The sequence below is a fragment of the Prochlorococcus sp. MIT 1327 genome, assembly GCF_047304785.1.
GTDB lineage: Bacteria > Cyanobacteriota > Cyanobacteriia > PCC-6307 > Cyanobiaceae > Prochlorococcus > Prochlorococcus marinus_D.
Genome location: NZ_CP138972.1, coordinates 1,532,122 through 1,549,629 on the forward strand (window position 1 = coordinate 1,532,122; position 17,508 = coordinate 1,549,629).

A 17,508-nucleotide genomic window follows, 5' to 3' on the forward strand; every position below is an offset into this window, starting at 1 on the left:
AAGATTTGGCCATTAGGGCCCTATCCAAGTAATGCATCAGTTCCTGCCTTATGCCTGGTTCCAGGGAGCTTGTGTTCCATTCGAAGAGGCCAAGATTTCTGTTGCCACACATGCTTTGCACTACGGCACAGGCGCTTTCGGAGGCATGCGTGCCATACCTGATCCCCAAAACAGCAACACCATGTTGCTCTTTAGGGCAGACCGTCATGCCAAAAGACTCAGTCAAAGTGCTCGATTGTTGCTGACGGAACTCAGCGAGACAAGAATTCTCTCAGCGCTTGAAGCAATGTTGCAGGCGAATCGACCAACCACTCCCATTTATCTACGACCTTTCGTCTACACGAGTGATCTAGGCATTGCGCCTCGACTCCACAATATTGAAACTGACTTCCTTATCTATGGTCTAGAACTTGGCGACTACCTATCTCCAGAAGGCGTGAGCTGCCGGATCAGTAGCTTTACGCGCCAAGAGGATCGCTCACTGCCGCTACGAGGCAAGATCAGTGGTGCTTACATCACAAGCTCTCTCGCGAAAACGGAAGCGGTCTTAAGTGGATTCGATGAAGCATTGTTGCTCAATAGCAGAGGCAAGATCAGTGAAGCAAGTGGCATGAACCTATTCCTGGTCAGGGATGGTCAGTTGATTACCCCCGGTGTTGATCAAGACATTTTGGAAGGGATCACGCGAGCCAGTGTCCTTGAACTGGCACGGGTGATGGGCCTATCTGTGCTTGAACGCCCTGTGGACAAAACGGAACTATTTATTGCTGATGAGGTGTTCCTTACCGGAACAGCTGCAAAAATCACGCCAATACGTCAGATTGAATCAACCATATTGGCTACAGAACGACCGATTATGAATGCTCTTCGAGACCGTCTAATCGAAATAACTCAAGGACGTGATAAGGATTATGAGCACTGGATAACACGTATTTGTATGACTAATGACTGATTCTTGAGAAGAGCAACCGATCTATCAGTAAGGGGCTATCTAGGATCGCATCAAAGCATGAGAGACAGGATGACAGCAGGACCATTGGATATCACCAGACCAGAATCAGCTTTTTTGGCACGCCTCCACTCGTCAGAACGACCTGTTCTTGTATTTGATGGTGCCACGGGTACATCCCTGCAAAAACAGAATCTGAGTGCTGATGATTTTGGTGGTGCATTACTAGAAGGATGTAATGAGAATCTTGTCGTTACTCGACCAGACGCAGTGAAGGAGGTGCATCGCCAATTCCTTGAATCAGGTTGCGATGTCATTGAGACAAATTCCTTTGGTGCTGCTTCCATTGTTCTTGCGGAATATGGGTTAGAAGACCAGGCATTTGAACTGAATAGACAAGCTGCACAGTTAGCAAAATCAATGGCAGTTCAATACAGCACAAAAGATCAACCTCGTTTTGTCGCAGGATCCATCGGACCAACAACAAAGTTGCCCACACTTGGACACATCGCATTTGACACGATGCGTGACTCCTTCCAAGAACAAGCAGAGGGACTATTAGCAGGAGACGTTGACCTTTTTATTGTTGAGACTTGCCAGGACGTCCTACAAATCAAGGCCGCTTTGCAAGGAATAGAATGTGCATTCTTAAAAGCTAATGAACGTCGCCCTATCATGGTTTCAGTGACAATGGAAACCACAGGAACGATGCTTTTGGGGTCAGACATCGCTTCTGTTGTGACAATTCTAGAACCATTCCCTATAGATATTCTTGGTCTTAATTGTGCTACTGGTCCTGAACAAATGAAGGAACATATACGCTATCTGTCAGAACACTCACCTTTTACAATTAGTTGCATCCCCAATGCAGGTCTACCAGAAAATATTGGCGGGGTTGCTCATTACAGATTAAAGCCACTGGAACTAAAAATGCAACTCATGCATTTTGTTGAGGATCTTGGTGTTCAAGTCATAGGGGGATGCTGCGGTACAACTCCAGAACACACTTCTGCATTAGCAGAACTTGCAAAAGAGATGCGTGCTGCTCAAAGGCCATGTCGACAAGGTGAAAACGAACAGCAACGCCAACTCTTCGGGTATGAACCATCAGCTGCTTCAATTTATGGAATTACTCCCTATCACCAAGACAATTCATTTTTGATCATTGGTGAACGTCTAAATGCAAGTGGTTCAAAGAAAGTTAGAGAGCTATTGAATAGTGAAGACTGGGATGGTCTTGTTGGTCTTGCACGAGGGCAGCTTAAAGAGAATGCTCATGTTCTTGATGTTAATGTCGACTACGTTGGGCGTGATGGTGAGAAAGATATGAATCAACTTGTTAGCCGACTCGTAACTAACATTAATCTTCCATTGATGCTCGATTCAACAGAATGGCAGAAAATGGAGGCAGGGCTAAAGGTTGCAGGTGGTAAATGTATACTTAATTCCACAAACTACGAGGATGGAGAGGAACGTTTCTTCAAGGTTTTAGATCTAGCGAAAAAATATGGTGCTGGATTAGTCATTGGCACCATCGATGAGAATGGTATGGCAAGAACAGCGATGCAAAAGGTCGCGATTGCAAAACGAGCTTATCGTGATGCAACTGAATATGGCATACCTGCTCATGAAATATTCTATGATCCACTTGCTCTGCCAATTTCAACTGGTATCGAAGAGGATAGGCGAAATGGCCTTGAGACAATAGAAGCAATACGAGTCATTCGAGAAGAGCTAGAGGCAGTACATGTTGTTCTAGGTGTCTCTAATGTCAGCTTCGGATTATCTGCAGCTGCCAGAATTACTCTAAACTCGGTATTTCTTCATGACTGTACTAATGCTGGAATGGATGCAGCTATAGTTTCACCAGCAAAAATTTTACCTCTCAACAAAGTAAGTGATGAACAACAAAAGATATGTCGTGACTTAATAAATGACCATAGACGTTTTGAAAATGAGATCTGTACCTACGATCCTTTAACAGAGCTAACGAGTCTATTTGAAGGGGTTAGCACTAAGGAAGCGCGTGCTTCAGGGCCTTCATTGGCTGATTTACCTGTTGAAGATCGACTCAAGCAACACATTATTGATGGAGAGAGAATTGGCCTGAATGAAGCCCTCGATGAAGGTTTGGAATCGTACAAGCCTCTACAACTTGTCAATACATTTCTTCTGGATGGAATGAAGGTTGTTGGAGAGCTTTTCGGTTCAGGAAAAATGCAACTCCCTTTTGTTCTTCAATCAGCTCAAACGATGAAGGCAGCCGTTGCTTACCTTGAACCGTATATGGAAAAATCAGCAGGTGACAACTCATCGAAAGCAAAATTCCTAATTGCTACAGTAAAAGGCGATGTACATGATATTGGCAAGAATCTAGTTGATATTATTTTAACAAATAATGGCTATGAGGTGATTAACTTAGGGATTAAACAGGACGCGGCTTCAATTATAAATGCTCAAATGACACACCAGGCAGATTGTATTGCCATGAGTGGACTACTGGTAAAATCAACAGCATTCATGAAGAGCAATCTTCAGGAATTTAATGATTCTGGTATTACCGTTCCAGTGATATTAGGTGGTGCAGCTCTGACCCCTAGATTTGTAAACCACGATTGCAGCGAAGTCTATAAAGGGAAGCTTATTTATGGCAAGGATGCATTTACAGATCTAAGGTTTATGGACGCCTATGTCAAGGCACTTTCTAATGATCGTTGGGATGATTGTAGAGGTTTTCTTGACGGCACTCCTGATGGGTTGACTCTAGGAGGGCAATCTACTGAATCTGATTCACCTCACTCAAGCAATGACGAAGATCCTCAAGAGGAAAACCAAAAGAACATCCAAGATATTAATTTAGCAGTTAATACTAATCGTTCTGAAAAAGTCAGCCAAGAAGACGCAGTCACTCCTCCATTCCTTGGTTCAAAACATCTAAAAATAGACAAAATTCCTCTTGACGAGATCATTCAATATCTAGACCGAAACGCTTTATTTTCAGGGCAATGGCAAATACGCAAGAGAAAGGATCAATCTCGTGAGCAATATGATCAGTATATTAATGATGAAATAGAACCAATATTGCAACATTGGCTCCATAGAATTCGTAACGAGTCTCTTTTACATCCTGGAGTTGCATATGGGTATTTCCCTTGTGGTCGGAAAGATAATGATCTTTTAGTTTTCAATAGTCAAGGCCAAAGTCTGCTTGGCAAGTTTAATCTTCCACGCCAAAAAGGTGGTAATAGATATTGTATTGCTGATTTCTATAGAGACCTTGAAGGCGGCTTGCCTAAGGATATTTTACCTATGCAAGCTGTAACAATGGGCGAGAATGCGAGTATTTTTGCGCAGAAGTTATTTGAATCAGATGCATATACTGACTATCTCTTTTTTCATGGACTTGCAGTTCAACTGGCTGAGGCTCTCGCCGAATGGACGCATTCACGAATACGTTGTGAGTGTGGATTTAAATCAGACGAGCCTAAAACTTTGCAAGATGTACTTGCACAGCGCTACAGAGGCAGTCGCTTTTCATTCGGCTACCCTGCCTGCCCAAACGTTGGCGATTCTCGCCAACAATTGAATTGGTTAAAAGCCGACTTAATCGGTTTGACAATGGATCCAAATGATCAGCTACACCCTGAGCAGAGCACAACGGCTCTGGTTACTCTTCACAGCAAGGCTAGATATTTCAGTGCCTAAACTGCAAAGCCTTTATTCAGCAATTTGAAAAAAGAATCCTGCTTTTGATTTCAGGACAATCATATATCCCATGAGAAGCGAGCTTTTTGCCTGGTCTAATCCTGGCAAAGCGCCTCCATTGTATCGATCACTTCCTGTTGAAAATCGTCTAGAGAACCTGAGTCGCTGAGGTCAAGTCCTTCGCCTGCAGCGTTTTGAGTCAGTTCATGGAAGTGAAAAGCACCTTCCCCATTAGCGAGGAACTCGATAGCCGACGATTCACCACTTTCGCGAAAGGCATCGCAAAGAGCAAGGAAGGCGGCGTCTTCTGTGAACTCCCAATCCATTGAGGAGGCATATCTGATTGACCTTTAACGCCTGCCCCCCGTCATCCGTCAACCATCTCGAAGAAAAATGTGCCACTACTTTGGCAGACTCCTATGCTCAAACAGAGGTGCTGTAGCTCGATAAAGCCAGTGATAGCAATTGATCTGCAAGGCAATGCGATCTTTCTGACACTGTTTGCCAAGGAATCTTTGGTGAAGCTTGGTCACATCGGATCAAGACGCATTATTGGCTTTTGTTGCTTTAGCTGCGCTTGCGACCTCCCTGCAACACCTCATAGCCATTAAGCAAGATTGGCCCTGGGAGCCTCTAGGGAGGCTATTCAAGGGGTGTTGCGGCAAATTCCCCATAGATGCCTACTGACACGCTTGTGAAGGCGTTGGCGGCGCATCGATGACCATTGGCCTCATCGTTGATCACCATGGTTCTGAGCATTTGCTGAATGATTGGTTTAAGCACGTCTCACTAACCCCAGAAATATCTGTAAATATTCAATTTCGATCTGGCTTAATTTATGCAGCTTGGTCTTTAGATCAAGTTAAAAGCTGTGACTAAGGCCTCCAACAGGCTTTCACAAATAAAAGGGCTTACAAGGCAAGCACTACATAAGTAAATCATTTCTTTGCAAGGATATTATTTAAAGATACTAACAATAGGGAACCTTATAAATTACTCTAAATCCAATTAGATGGATGATATGCATAGAATTACATTCATGATAAGTACTATAATATTGCGTAATTTATAAATTTAAGATATAGGCATTGGTCCGTAATCAAAAGTCATTATATTACGGCTATGCTTTATTTCCTTGAGGGAGGCGAGGCTAGATGCTCGACGAAGCTGTCAAACTTCCGTTCTATTGTAAATATTGAATGGATCTGATAAAGCATCAGTTTTATCAGATGCCTTTTCGAAACTATGCATTCTGATTTTAATCTGAAACCATCTCTAAAATCACTATATTTTGCAATCAGTCGCAAAGGCAAAGAGTTGACTTACTGTTAAATTATAATACTATTGAAAAAGGAGTGCATTTCTCTGATTCTAAAGCTTATGGAATTCTTGAGACAATCGTCAGACCTTATTCAATGCTTGATTTATGGTTCTTGCAATCAAGCTTTCAAAAAGATTGACAGTTGCGCTTTAAACTGTAAATATAATCTTATTCATTTATTTAAAATGCGCAAATTAGGGCAAATCACTAAGGTTTTAATTTTAAATCTTCTGTGAAACTGCAAGCTCATAATCTTTTCTATTTTTCTCAAGCCATACTAGCTTGTGGGCTAATCGTGGCAATCGTTAATATCCTTCTAATCTCATTCAATGGCTTCCATCAAACAGCAGCAAGAAATAAACTTATGCAACTCTTTCTAGAGGGTGGACAGGTCATAGAGGATGACAAATCAGTTTCAACGAATGCAAAGGCTGTTTCGTCGGTACCAAGATCCTATTCTGCTTCTCACTCCTCTCAGACTGCCAATTCATTGTCTTTGAAATTAAGGGTTGGTCTGATTAGCCAAAGTCCTCCAATACAAATCAAAGTAAAGGGTTCAGGGTTTTGTAAATTCGACTCTGGGAGGATGATTAATGAGTATACTCTAAATAACATGTTGAAGATAAAGAACAAGCAGACTGCTGATATCAAATGTGTTGCCACAGACAGTAGCGGCATCGATGTTAACAATCAGACTTATAGATCTAAAGTTTATTTAGTTAACCGTGGCAATGGTTGGATTGCAGTTAACCAACTATCGCTTGAGGATTATGTCGCTTCTGTTGTAGGTGCTGAAATGCCCAGTCTTTGGAATATGGAGGCACTTAAGGCCCAGGCGGTTGCTGCACGTTCTTATGCGCTTGCCCATATCGCAAGACCTGCGAACAAGGATTTTCATCTGGGTGACACCACACGTTGGCAGGCATATCGAGGGATTTCAAGCCAAACATCACGTTCTACGCAAGCAACTCAAGCCACCAAAGGAATTGTTCTTCGTTACAAGGGAGGAATTGTTGAAAGCCTTTATGCATCAACGGCAGATATCAGTTTGCAAGCTCATGGCCACCTAGGAGCGAGCATGAGCCAGCATGGGGCCCAGCAATTGGCACGTCGTGGTTTGAAGTTCAATGAAATTCTTGCTAGGTATTACACAGGTGCTTCCTTAGCCAAACTACAGAGCCGTGGCAGTTGAGCATTACTGGGATCAGGCGCTTGAACGCAGCACTGCAGCACAACTCAATGGTGCACTGGTACCTCTCAGCACCGAGCTCACAAGAATTCGAGCACGACAAGGAGAACCCTTTGAACTGCGCAAGCTAAAAGGCCACCCGCCATCTCATCTCCTAGCCAGAGGTCCAAAACCTAACCCGTTTTTACCTTGGGACCCAAGCTTGGAGGTTAGTGAAATTGGCATGAGACATGTGCTAATTCTCAACAAATATCCGGTTCAAAAGGGACACATGTTGTTGATCACACGTGAATGGGCCCCTCAGCATGGTTGGCTTAGTTATGATGACTGGGAGGCACTGCTAAGTGTTGATCAGGACACCAAGGGGCTTTGGTTTTTTAATAGTTCTCCAACGGCTGGAGCTAGTCAACCTCACAGACACTTGCAATTGCTAAGACGATGCGACGACGATCGCAGTTGTCCTCGACAGGAATGGTTTCAATCATTGGTAAACTCCTCACCCAGGGAATGCTGTCAACTTACTCAATGCTGTGCTGCAACAGCTAGAGCACAGAATCATGATGCTCAAATTCATTATCAAGCTTATCTAAGCCTTTGCGAAAAGATTGGACTTGGTAATCCTGCAGAGAATCAACATCCAAGACAACCATACAATTTGCTACTCACGAAGGAATGGATGGCACTGATACTTCGAAGCCGAGAGGGAATTGCAGGCTTCAGCATTAATGCACTTGGATTTGCCGGTTACCTTCTAGCCACAGAAACATCTGATCTGGACTGGCTTAATCATCATGGGCCTGAGGCCTTGCTAGAAGGCGTGGTCAAGACGATTCAGTGATTTTACGGTTGTGCTGCAGGGCAATTACATGGATCTCTAGAGGGACAGGCGATCGCTAAGAGACCGCTTTTTACTTCCAGTTCAAATGATGAATGCCAAACTCAAACGTCGAAATAAGCAGATCGAAGAACATCTGCAACTCGTTAGGCCAATAGCACTCCACTACGCTTTTCGTACTGGACAGGACAAAGAGGACCTCACTCAGGTCGGAATGTTAGGCCTTATCCGAGCGGCACAATTTTTTCAAAGCAGCAAGTCAGTACCATTTACTGCATTTGCAAAACCGCATATACGCGGAGCCATCCTTCACTACCTCAGGGATAGCTTGGGACCAGTCAAAATACCTAGGCGAATAGAGGAACGAGCTCAGGCACTTCTCAGAGATTCAACCTGGGTGGACAGTGCCAGTTTTTTTGAAAAGCTCAGTGCTGTCGACAGGTCAGCCATAGAGAGCTACAAGCAGAAGGGGCGCTGGTACCCACTCGATCATCAATTCATAACAGCTGATAAAGATCAGTGGAGTGAACTGGTCAACAGGGAACGCAATCAAATGCTTATGAATGCTCTAGAGAGGCTCGATTGCCAAGAGTTTGCGGTGGTTGATCACGTAGTCCTCAGAGGAGAAAGCCTTCGCAGTACAGCCAGTTATCTGGGGATCAGCTGCATGACCGTACAAAGACGTGTGAAGCGAGCCCTTCGGCGACTGGCTGATGATTGTGCTGAGTTGTCTCCTGACGCGGTTTCCCCTCTCAGGAAGCAGGCTTTTGATCCCTCTGGATCTGTTGCTCCAAGGTCTCTATAGCGGCTTTCACTGCAGACAGCCGACGCTCTAGACCATCTCGCAGGAAAAGAAGCATTTCAAGCTTCCTATTTTGATAATGACGGCGACGGTCTGCCGAGTCAACATTTGAGGGGAGACAAAAGGGAGAGAACATGCCGTTCCTACAGGTGGGTGAATCTTCGCGAAATTCTGCCAAGAGTGCGTATTTTGTCTTTCTTGGCAGTGTTGGCTGGTGTGACTAGGTTTGAATTGCCCGAGTTTCTCTATGCGCTCGCTGCTCAACGTAACAAATCCATCCGGATCAAAGGTGTCACTTAAGATCTCATTACTAGTCTCATTAAGTCTCTCAACTCTTGCTTGTGAGATTGCTTTCGCAAAACCTTCCTGGTCGTACGTGCCTTTAATGGCTGGACAGTCAGCACGTCCTCTCAATGGAAGCTTTAATAAAGTTCCCGTTCTCCACTCCAACCAGCCGGAGACAGTTGTTGGCTCAGGAATACTTGTTAACACAGCTCCGGGATCAGCAGTAGTCGTCCGTACAGGGCAACAATTAAGAAATGCAGAATTTACCTTTGACGGCAAGTTCGGGATTCACATTCATCATAAGTATTATCCTCGCGACAGACGTAAACTTGGCAACAGCCGAAAACGTGGATTGCTTACTGTTGCAGCAATAGCAAACAATCCAACAGATTCATCAATTGAACTTAAATTTGATCGAGGTTCAGTTAAAAATAGTTTTGAGGCTCCGTATCATTCGAATAAACTTATGGGTGTGAAGCCCCTGGGACCTCGTCCCTGGAATACAGGTCCGGGGGATGCAACAGCTGTACAGATGCTGCGAGGTAAATTGGACAGAAAGTTAGTAGATAATATTGTCATTCCACCTCACACTCAAAAACTTGTATTCACAACACAAATACCTGCAAGAGGGATTGCCAACGGACTGCTTAGTGGGACTAGCAACGGACCTTTTCAATTAGCTGTGGTTGCTGCAGAGGGGCCAACATCAGAAAAGAATCTGATCGCTATTCTTAATTCCGGACGATTGGCGCCAGGACGTACTTATCTTAATAGAATCAGTGAGATACAAACGGGCAAGGTTTTTTCGCGTGTAGCAGGAGTAGCAATTGGTGATCACTATACAGCGAAACTAAATCATGACCTTAAGGATGGTGCTCTTCATGTACCACTTACCAGTACTCGCAAACATCATTTTGGTACAAAAGAGATCCAGGTCAACCCTCTTGAAACTCGTATGATTGATTCGGCCGTAAATAATGTAGGCACGTACGGGGTACGTTTTGATATCACGCTGAATCTAAAAGGCTCAGGTGCTCATCATTTAATTTTAAGCCACCCTGCAGCAACAGGCAAAAAGAAACCATTCACGGCATTTCGTGGTTCAATCGGAATCAAAACTGAGAATAAATACAAAGAAGTTCATGTAGGTCTACGCTCAGGACAAAGTCTTCCTATATCAGACCTAGAACTGACAACGAAAAAGGATAATCCTGTTACTATTAGTTTAGTCTATCCTGCAGATAATACACCTGGGCACTTACTAAGTGTTGTTCCAGTTGCAGAGTATACTCAGGTTATGCAAAAGCAAGAAAAAGTAAACCAAGCAAAGCTGCCAGTGACAGCACGTAAGAATTACCAAGCCAAACCATTAACTCCTATGCCTATAGTGAAAGCTAAAATTGTTGAAATGACTAAGAATTCGTTGAAACAAAGACATCATGATACTTACAAATCGATCACAAACAAAAAGCAACTATTAGCGAATGAATCCTATGATCACAATTCTCCGGTCAGCATGCCACCAATACTCATTTCCAGTCCTAGTAGAAATAATGCTATGCCATCAGCAATGATCAATTCGCAAAGAGTTAATTCGAGCCTTAGCAAACACTACACCGAAGCCATAAAGGCACAACAGCAATGGTTGCATCAACTGCAAAACTAATAGGCTACCTACAGTTGTTCGGGTTCAAGTGAAAGCGTCCGAAGACAATTCGAGGCGACGGATTACCGTTGAACTACCCAATCATCTAATCGCAAGACTTGATGAACTTAAAAGGGAATGGGGGTTAAGAGCACGAGGTGATCTTTTAGCACGTTTACTTGAAGAACTGTTTACCCCTCAAGAGAATGATCTAGATGATCAACAGGCTGGAGGACTATTTCAAATAAATGAACCAGATCCACTCGAAAACGATGATAGTGGATCATTGTCTAGATCTTTACCCCCCGAATACAATGAGACAAAAGCACTGGTATTAATAGGGCGGGGATCGAATGATAGAGGTGAATCTGGCTTCAAGGCAGAGGAAAACAAGGTAGAAAGTAGTGATGAAGTTAAGACTACACATTCAGTTGGGATTGATTTGCCAGGCTTTGTGCGTAAACAAACGGATAATCTTCGAGAAAGTCTTGGCAACAACAAACCGGGGCAAAATTCGAGAGACTTGCCCTTAGTTACAACAGTTTCTGAGAGTGACGTGATTGAGAGTCTTAATGCCGCAAATCGACACTGGATTTCGCTTTATGGCAATCCACCAGGGGAGACAGTCGTTGAAGCTGCAATGATCTGGTTAGCGAGGGACATATGGCTTCATGTCGATGGTACTGATGGACGGCCGTTCACATGGAGTTCCGCAAATCGACTGATGACGGAACTCTGTTCAAGTTGGCAGGTGAAACCGGCAACCTTTGAGCTTGTGATGGTGGTTGCTGGAATTTTGGAAGATCCGTTTGCCTGCAAGAGCCTTTCAGAGAGAATGCCCACACTGATCCGCAGATTTGTCAATCGCTTTAAACGAAGTCGTCAGGTCACCTCGTTCCAAACACTTGAATCAACAATGACACTTCATGGAGCACTCAAACTTCTCAAGCTGCCATCTCATGCTGGTGCACCAATGACACTGTCTACCATTCGAGAGGCCTACAAATTACAGGCCATAACCATCCATCCGGATGCTGGAGGTTCAACAGAGGCAATGAGAAGGGTTAATGAAGCATATCAATTGCTTAAAGAGCTCTACCGCGAGAAACCTGATTAGTCTCACTAGTCTAATAAGTGACTCAGCATTAGTCTGATAATGAGAATTGATAAATACTATATAGAATCACTTGGAGTATCTTTTAGATGCGTTCGGCTGATTTCAAACAACGAATGTACAGAATGGGCTGGACTGTCTCTATAGGCTAAAAGCAGAAACTGCCAAGGAGTTGCAGCTAAGCCATGAGCAAGTTGCTCTCATGAGAACATTTCAAGACTTACAAAGAGACTATGAATAAGACTCAGACGAGATCTAATAGAGAAGGGAAGGGTTATTGTTGTTGTTATCAGTGAAAGAATTAATATCCACAGATTCAATATTCGCTTAATAACTCGAACGGTAAGGCGAATTTATTGAAAAACCCCGTTTACTTGAGCTCAAGGTGAACTTCATAATCGGTCCATTCTGCGTCCAAGCGTAGTTCTACGCATTATAAAGGCTTGCTGTTAGAGACTTTGAAGCCTTGAGTAACTGCATTCTACACAGGTACGCAGCATTTGCTCATACCGCTCCAGCTCATGAGGGGCATGTGGGAACAAGGATGCCAAACATGCAACGATCGGGCAATAGGAGGGTCTATCGCACGGCGTCCAGCTACCACTAATCATATAAGTCTAAATGTAAGACCAATGATGCGTCGCAAACTATATCAATGAGATACTAGATCGACTTACCTATCTTTTTATAGACCAAGACTGAGACTGAATCCAAGTCTCGTATAAGACTACTGAGGCAAGGCTCTTAGCGGGAATAATCAGGTCGATTCAACGCTTCATCAAGCATGCATGCCCTATTCAGTGGGATGCCAGGCCCGATCCACAATGATTTGCCCCAATTATCCAGCATGTGGTGATAAGCTCAAAAAGCAACATCTCAATTGAAATCGTGAACAGTGCTTATGAAATCCACTATTTCAATGCCATAATCCTGGCTAAACAAAACTCTTCGTTGTGAAGTGTCAGTTTTTTGCAGGTGATTATCAAAAATAAGACTTGAGAGTCTTCTCCTGAATATTCCACCTTCGTTTCGTTTGAATTTATTAATTTGTGTTCAGACTCATAATCATGGAGATCACTCTTAGCAATCTATAATGAATTTACATCCGAGCACTTGAAAGGCTCCTGGATCTGTCTAAGATTATATTTAACAAACCCAGCACCACATATTTGGATACTTATGATTTATTTATAGACAGCATTGACTTTATTGTTATGCCTAATAAATAGGAAGACTTGCTATGACTAGCTCTACAGACTCAAATTTTACATTAATACCTTCCCCAGGTGATAAGGTTGAGATCACAGGCTTAGATTTAGATCGTCATGGTAATGGTCTGGCTCGATGGAACAATTGGGTTGTGATAGTCAATGACCTTCTACCTGGTGAACGTGCACAAATAGAATTTGTAAGGCGCCATCGAAACCAGTTTTTAGCCCGCAAGGTTCAAACAATTGAGACAGTTGCAAGTCGCAGACCGCCCCCATGCAAAATCGCTAAGGAATGTGGAGGTTGCTCCATACAACATCTTAGTGATCATGGACAAACCTTATTAAAGCAAGGTCATCTGCGGGAAATACTTCTACGTTTAGGTCAAATAGATCATAAGATAGAACCAATCATGACTGATTATAATAGAGCTCTCGGGTATCGAAATAGAGCATTAATTCCTCTATATCGCAATAGTGAAGGACAGTTACATATGGGTTATTACCGACGCGGCAGTCACCAAATTATTGATCTCAATCGATGTCCGGTTTTGGATCGAGGAATCGATCAATATCTGGCCTCGATCAAGGATGATCTTCAACAGCAGAATTGGCCTGCAGATTCAGACCTATCATCTGGCGAAGGACTCCGGCATCTAGGCATTCGTATTGGCCAAAAAACAAAACAAGTGCTGATCACACTGGTAAGTAGTACCACTCAACTCCCTGGCCTCCATCAACAAGCCAAGGAATGGTATAGTCGTTGGCCGGAAGTAAGAGGAATAACTTTAAACATCCAACGACAGAAGAACAATCTTGTTCTTGGTCAAGAAACTATATTGCTTGCTGGTGATCTTGAAATTGAGGAGCATTTTTACAATCTCTCCTTATTGCTGTCCACCACAACATTTTTTCAAGTAAACACTCTTCAGGCAGAACGGATTGTCTCAAAATTAATTGAATGGCTATCCACTGCTTCGCTCGACATCAATATAATTGACGCATATTGTGGAATTGGCACAATTTCTCTCCCCATTGCATCAACTGGCTATCGTGTAATAGGTCTTGAACTTCATGCAGAAGCTATTACTCAAGCAAATAAAAATGCCTTACGGAATAGTCTTGATAATGTTTCGTTTTTATGCGGTGATGTTTCCTTATTATTGGCCAAAAAACTTCAACGTAATGATGTGTTAGTGCTAGATCCACCGCGTAAAGGTTTAGATCAAATGGTGATTAAAACAATCCTTTCAATTCAACCTGAAAGATTGGCATATCTTAGTTGTGACCCAGCCACATTGGCTCGTGACCTCAAGCAATTGATAGTACCAAATGGACCCTATCAGATTGATCAATTACAACCAATTGATTTCTTCCCTCAAACAATGCATATCGAATGTCTGGCACTGTTAATTCGTATTAGCTCCTAAGCTCTGCAGAAAACTGCTTTACAAGTGCCTGACGTACCTTCTCGTGAATCGGGTTGACCCTGTCTTCACTAAGAGTGCTGTCTTTACTCCGATAACGCAACCTGAATGCTTGACTGCAAGAGTCATGATCAAGCTGTCCACCCTCAAAACGATCAATCAGCTCTACATGCTCTAGAAGCGGTTTACCAGCTTTTCTGATGGTCTGGATCAAATCTGAACAACTACATTCCTTTGAAACGATCACAGCTAAATCAAGTTCCATTGCTGGAACTGTCGGGAATGGTCGGAAGGTAGGGTTCCATCGATTAGATCGTGTCGCAGCTTGGATGATGCACTGCAAGTCCAAAGCGAATAGATAGGTTGCTTCAGGTAGATCAAGACGTTCCGATAGTGCTGGATGAAGCTGCCCAAAATCCCCGAGCAATTTGCCTTCGACATATAACTCTGCAGACCGCCCAGGATGAAGTGAAGGATTGTCCTTGAGTGGACGGTCGTTAATGTCCAACTTCAACCCTTGAAAGACTTGGGAAAGCTGACCGCGTGCCTGGTGATATGTCATTGACTTGATCTTGCCGCTTGTACTCCATCGTTCAAACCTTCGCTCTGCACAGATCACGCCACCAAGAACTGCGCGTTGGTTGATGAGCTCGTCAGTGACTGTATAGACATTGCCTATTTCATATAACCAACAACCAGGCTGTGATGACTGGAGGTTGCGTTGGCAAATACGTAGATGCTCCTCCCAAAGATTGGTACGCAGGTGGCTGGTCTCAGCCAATAAAGGGTTGCTAATTGCAATTCGTTCTGGTTCATCACTATCAGCACCCACTAACGACAAGGTCGTGACTTCCTGCAATCCTGCTCCGCACAACATCTGCCTCAATAGGCGTTCAGCTGTTTGAGCAGTCGTTAGCCCACCAGGTTCAAGCGGAACTGGCAGGTTGGCCTCAAAACGATCAAAGCCAACAAGGCGAGATACCTCTTCGATCAAATCAACCTCTCGCGAGAGATCTCTACGTCGTGATGGTGGAACTATGACCAACCACCCTTCGTTATAAGGAGACATCTCGCATCCGAGAGCGAGCAGTGAAGTCTCGATAATGTCGTCTTCTAGGTACCTGTTGTCATTCTCATCAGCTATTGGTCCGAGTAAGCGATGGATAGCTTCGCGGCGAAGTTTTACCGGCTCAGCTGTTTTTGGGGCCTCACCATAGACCCAACATCCATTTGATTTAATACCTAAATGTTCCTCCATTAGTGTCACAGCTCGACGGGCTGATGCCAAAGTCATTTCAACAGGCAACCCTTTCTCAAAGCGACTGCTTGCATCGGTCCTCAAGCCAACAGCTCGGCACGTAGATCTCACGGCCGTTGGGGTAAACATTGCGGATTCCAGCCATACTCGCCTTGTCTTGGCAGACACACCGCTTTCAGCACTACCCATAACACCCGCAAGCGCTATAGGAATGTCATGGCAGGTGACGATCTGGCAATTTTCGTTAAGTTCAAGTTGATGTCCATCTAGGCCATTAAAAAGTTCATTATTTCTTGCTTGTCGAAGGCCAAAAGATTCTGCGGAAACTGTTTGACCTGTGATCATTTCAAGAGCATCAATATCAAAAGCATGCAATGGCTGGCCTTGCTCCAACATCACCAGATTTGTAATATCAACGACACCATTCACTGATTTGCATCCTGAACGCTCCAGGCGTTGCTTTAACCAGGCTGGCGAAGTTAATTCACCATCCACATTCTCTAAGGCGGTTAAGCCATAAAGACCACCCTTCAGCATGGACGCAGAGCTGGTGGAATCAGGCTCAAAAGACTTATGGATTGGGGTCATATCAAGTTGCGGAAGCTGAAGGCTTGCGCCTGTTAAAGCAGCAACTTCCCTTGCGATACCAACCATCGACATACCATCGGGGCGATTGGCTGTGATTGCCAACTCAAGCACTGTGTCATCGAGTCCGAGCAGAGGGCCTACAGGCTGGCCGAGGTCTGGAACGTTTTCAGCGATCTCTTCAAGGATGGCTATTCCATCACCATTTGATTCCAGCCCTAATTCCGCTAGTGAGCAGATCATTCCTTGACTTGGAACCCCCCGAAGCTCACTGGCCTTGATCTTGATTCCGACAGCAGGCAGGGTTGCTCCAACCATGGCAACAGGTACGTGTATACCAAGCCGAACATTTGGAGCCCCACAGACGATCTGAAGACCTTCGCCCGACCCGACATCCACCTGACAGACACTGAGTTTATCGGCATTGGGGTGGGGTTGATGGTCTTTCACCAACCCAACGACCACGCCATCGGCACGGCTGGCTAAATCATCAATAGCCTCAACCTCAAATCCAGCCATCGATAGGCCTTCGGCGAGGTTCTCGACGGTCTCATTCAGCTGTACTAGATCCTGCAGCCAGGAGAGAGAAACCCGCATGGATCAGCTAGATGCAGCCAAAGATCTTACGAAGCAAGAGAACGACGGCGTCAAGTCATGTGAGGCTGCCCTGTAGGATCTTAGTTGTTCACTACGCTTCGCATCTGCGGCGCAACGTCCTTTATGGCCAAAAACAAGGGCGTCCGGATCGTGATCACTCTTGAGTGCAACGAATGCCGGTCCAATCCCGCCATCGACAAGCGGTCTCACGGGGTGTCTCGCTACACCACTGAAAAGAACCGTCGAAACACCACCGAACGGCTGGAAATCAAGAAATTCTGCCGTTACTGCAACAAGTCAACAACTCACAAGGAGATCAAATGACTTTGCAGTTTCGAAAAGCATCCCAGCGTTCTTAAATCATGTCCAGTTCCTTTTTTAAAAAGCGTCTTTCGCCAATTAAGCCAGGCGATCCCATCGACTACAAGGATGTTGATCTTCTCAAGAAGTTCATTACTGACCGTGGCAAGATCCTGCCTAGACGCCTTACAGGTCTAACCTCTAAGCAACAACGTGACCTTACTAATGCTGTAAAACGTGCACGTATTATTGCACTTTTACCATTTGTTAATCCAGAAGGCTGATTGC

12 protein-coding genes are annotated in these 17,508 nt (G+C 44.2%); 10 read left to right on the forward strand and 2 right to left on the reverse strand.

Features of this window, described 5'->3' with window-relative positions; genetic code table 11:
• Positions 1–31: 31 nt before the first annotated feature.
• Both SIB80_RS07495 and metH read left to right on the forward strand, forming a co-directional pair.
• Positions 32–952 carry a branched-chain amino acid transaminase gene (locus SIB80_RS07495; RefSeq protein WP_063406875.1) on the forward strand — a complete coding sequence of 307 codons (921 nt, stop codon included), beginning with the start codon at positions 32–34 and terminating at the stop codon, positions 950–952.
• A gap of 57 nt (positions 953–1,009) precedes the next feature.
• Entirely contained in the window at positions 1,010–4,654 is a 3,645-nt protein-coding gene (gene metH / locus SIB80_RS07500; RefSeq protein WP_063420218.1) for a methionine synthase, read from the forward strand.
• 95 nt (positions 4,655–4,749) lie between these two features.
• On the opposite strand, the gene SIB80_RS07505 is transcribed toward metH, so the two are convergent.
• Positions 4,750–4,980 (reverse strand): hypothetical protein, encoded by a 231-nt coding sequence (locus tag SIB80_RS07505; RefSeq protein WP_011130108.1) that lies wholly within the window; start codon positions 4,978–4,980, stop codon positions 4,750–4,752.
• Positions 4,981–6,207: 1,227 nt separating this feature from the next.
• On the opposite strand from SIB80_RS07505, the gene SIB80_RS07510 reads away from it, so the two are divergent.
• From SIB80_RS07510 to rlmD, 6 genes are all read left to right on the forward strand, one after another.
• On the forward strand, positions 6,208–7,167 hold the full coding sequence (locus tag SIB80_RS07510; protein WP_236066098.1) for a SpoIID/LytB domain-containing protein: 960 nt from the start codon (positions 6,208–6,210) through the stop codon (positions 7,165–7,167).
• The gene (locus SIB80_RS07515; protein WP_063420219.1) at positions 7,157–8,002 is read left to right on the forward strand and encodes an ATP adenylyltransferase family protein; all 846 of its coding nucleotides are present in this window, start codon (positions 7,157–7,159) and stop codon (positions 8,000–8,002) included. The genes SIB80_RS07510 and SIB80_RS07515 overlap by 11 nt, the downstream gene beginning before the upstream one ends.
• Before the next feature lie 85 nt (positions 8,003–8,087).
• The gene (locus tag SIB80_RS07520; protein WP_169189929.1) at positions 8,088–8,804 is read left to right on the forward strand and encodes a sigma-70 family RNA polymerase sigma factor; all 717 of its coding nucleotides are present in this window, start codon (positions 8,088–8,090) and stop codon (positions 8,802–8,804) included.
• A 382-nt stretch (positions 8,805–9,186) separates the two neighbouring features.
• Positions 9,187–10,752, forward strand: a complete 1,566-nt coding sequence (locus SIB80_RS07525; protein WP_236076932.1) for a DUF3370 domain-containing protein — start codon at positions 9,187–9,189, stop codon at positions 10,750–10,752.
• Between the two features lie 28 nt (positions 10,753–10,780).
• A complete protein-coding gene (locus SIB80_RS07530) occupies positions 10,781–11,848 on the forward strand; it encodes a J domain-containing protein (RefSeq protein ID WP_063420222.1) in 1,068 nt (355 codons plus the stop codon).
• Positions 11,849–13,085: 1,237 nt separating this feature from the next.
• Positions 13,086–14,483 (forward strand): 23S rRNA (uracil(1939)-C(5))-methyltransferase RlmD, encoded by a 1,398-nt coding sequence (gene rlmD / locus SIB80_RS07535; RefSeq protein ID WP_063420223.1) that lies wholly within the window; start codon positions 13,086–13,088, stop codon positions 14,481–14,483.
• On the opposite strand, the gene pheT is transcribed toward rlmD, so the two are convergent.
• Entirely contained in the window at positions 14,473–16,920 is a 2,448-nt protein-coding gene (gene pheT / locus SIB80_RS07540) for a phenylalanine--tRNA ligase subunit beta (protein WP_063420224.1), read from the reverse strand. The two genes, rlmD and pheT, sit on opposite strands and share 11 nt — an antisense overlap.
• 123 nt (positions 16,921–17,043) lie before the next feature.
• Between pheT and rpmG the strand changes: the two genes are divergently transcribed.
• Both rpmG and rpsR read left to right on the forward strand, forming a co-directional pair.
• Positions 17,044–17,244 (forward strand): 50S ribosomal protein L33, encoded by a 201-nt coding sequence (gene rpmG / locus SIB80_RS07545; RefSeq protein ID WP_011826119.1) that lies wholly within the window; start codon positions 17,044–17,046, stop codon positions 17,242–17,244.
• Between the two features lie 38 nt (positions 17,245–17,282).
• Positions 17,283–17,504, forward strand: coding sequence for a 30S ribosomal protein S18 (rpsR, locus tag SIB80_RS07550; protein WP_011130118.1), 222 nt, complete (start codon positions 17,283–17,285; stop codon positions 17,502–17,504).
• Positions 17,505–17,508: the final 4 nt, after the last annotated feature.

What these genes read in the sequence shown, in the direction of transcription:
- SIB80_RS07495 (WP_063406875.1), top strand. Translation starts at nt 32, where the DNA reads ATGCATCAGTTCCTGCCTTATGCCTGGTTCCAGGGAGCTTGTGTTCCA.
- metH (WP_063420218.1), top strand. Translation starts at nt 1,010, where the DNA reads ATGAGAGACAGGATGACAGCAGGACCATTGGATATCACCAGACCAGAA.
- SIB80_RS07505 (WP_011130108.1), bottom strand. Translation starts at nt 4,980, where the DNA reads ATGGATTGGGAGTTCACAGAAGACGCCGCCTTCCTTGCTCTTTGCGAT.
- SIB80_RS07520 (WP_169189929.1), top strand. Translation starts at nt 8,088, where the DNA reads ATGATGAATGCCAAACTCAAACGTCGAAATAAGCAGATCGAAGAACAT.
- SIB80_RS07525 (WP_236076932.1), top strand. Translation starts at nt 9,187, where the DNA reads ATGGCTGGACAGTCAGCACGTCCTCTCAATGGAAGCTTTAATAAAGTT.
- rlmD (WP_063420223.1), top strand. Translation starts at nt 13,086, where the DNA reads ATGACTAGCTCTACAGACTCAAATTTTACATTAATACCTTCCCCAGGT.
- pheT (WP_063420224.1), bottom strand. Translation starts at nt 16,920, where the DNA reads ATGCGGGTTTCTCTCTCCTGGCTGCAGGATCTAGTACAGCTGAATGAG.
- rpmG (WP_011826119.1), top strand. Translation starts at nt 17,044, where the DNA reads ATGGCCAAAAACAAGGGCGTCCGGATCGTGATCACTCTTGAGTGCAAC.
- rpsR (WP_011130118.1), top strand. Translation starts at nt 17,283, where the DNA reads ATGTCCAGTTCCTTTTTTAAAAAGCGTCTTTCGCCAATTAAGCCAGGC.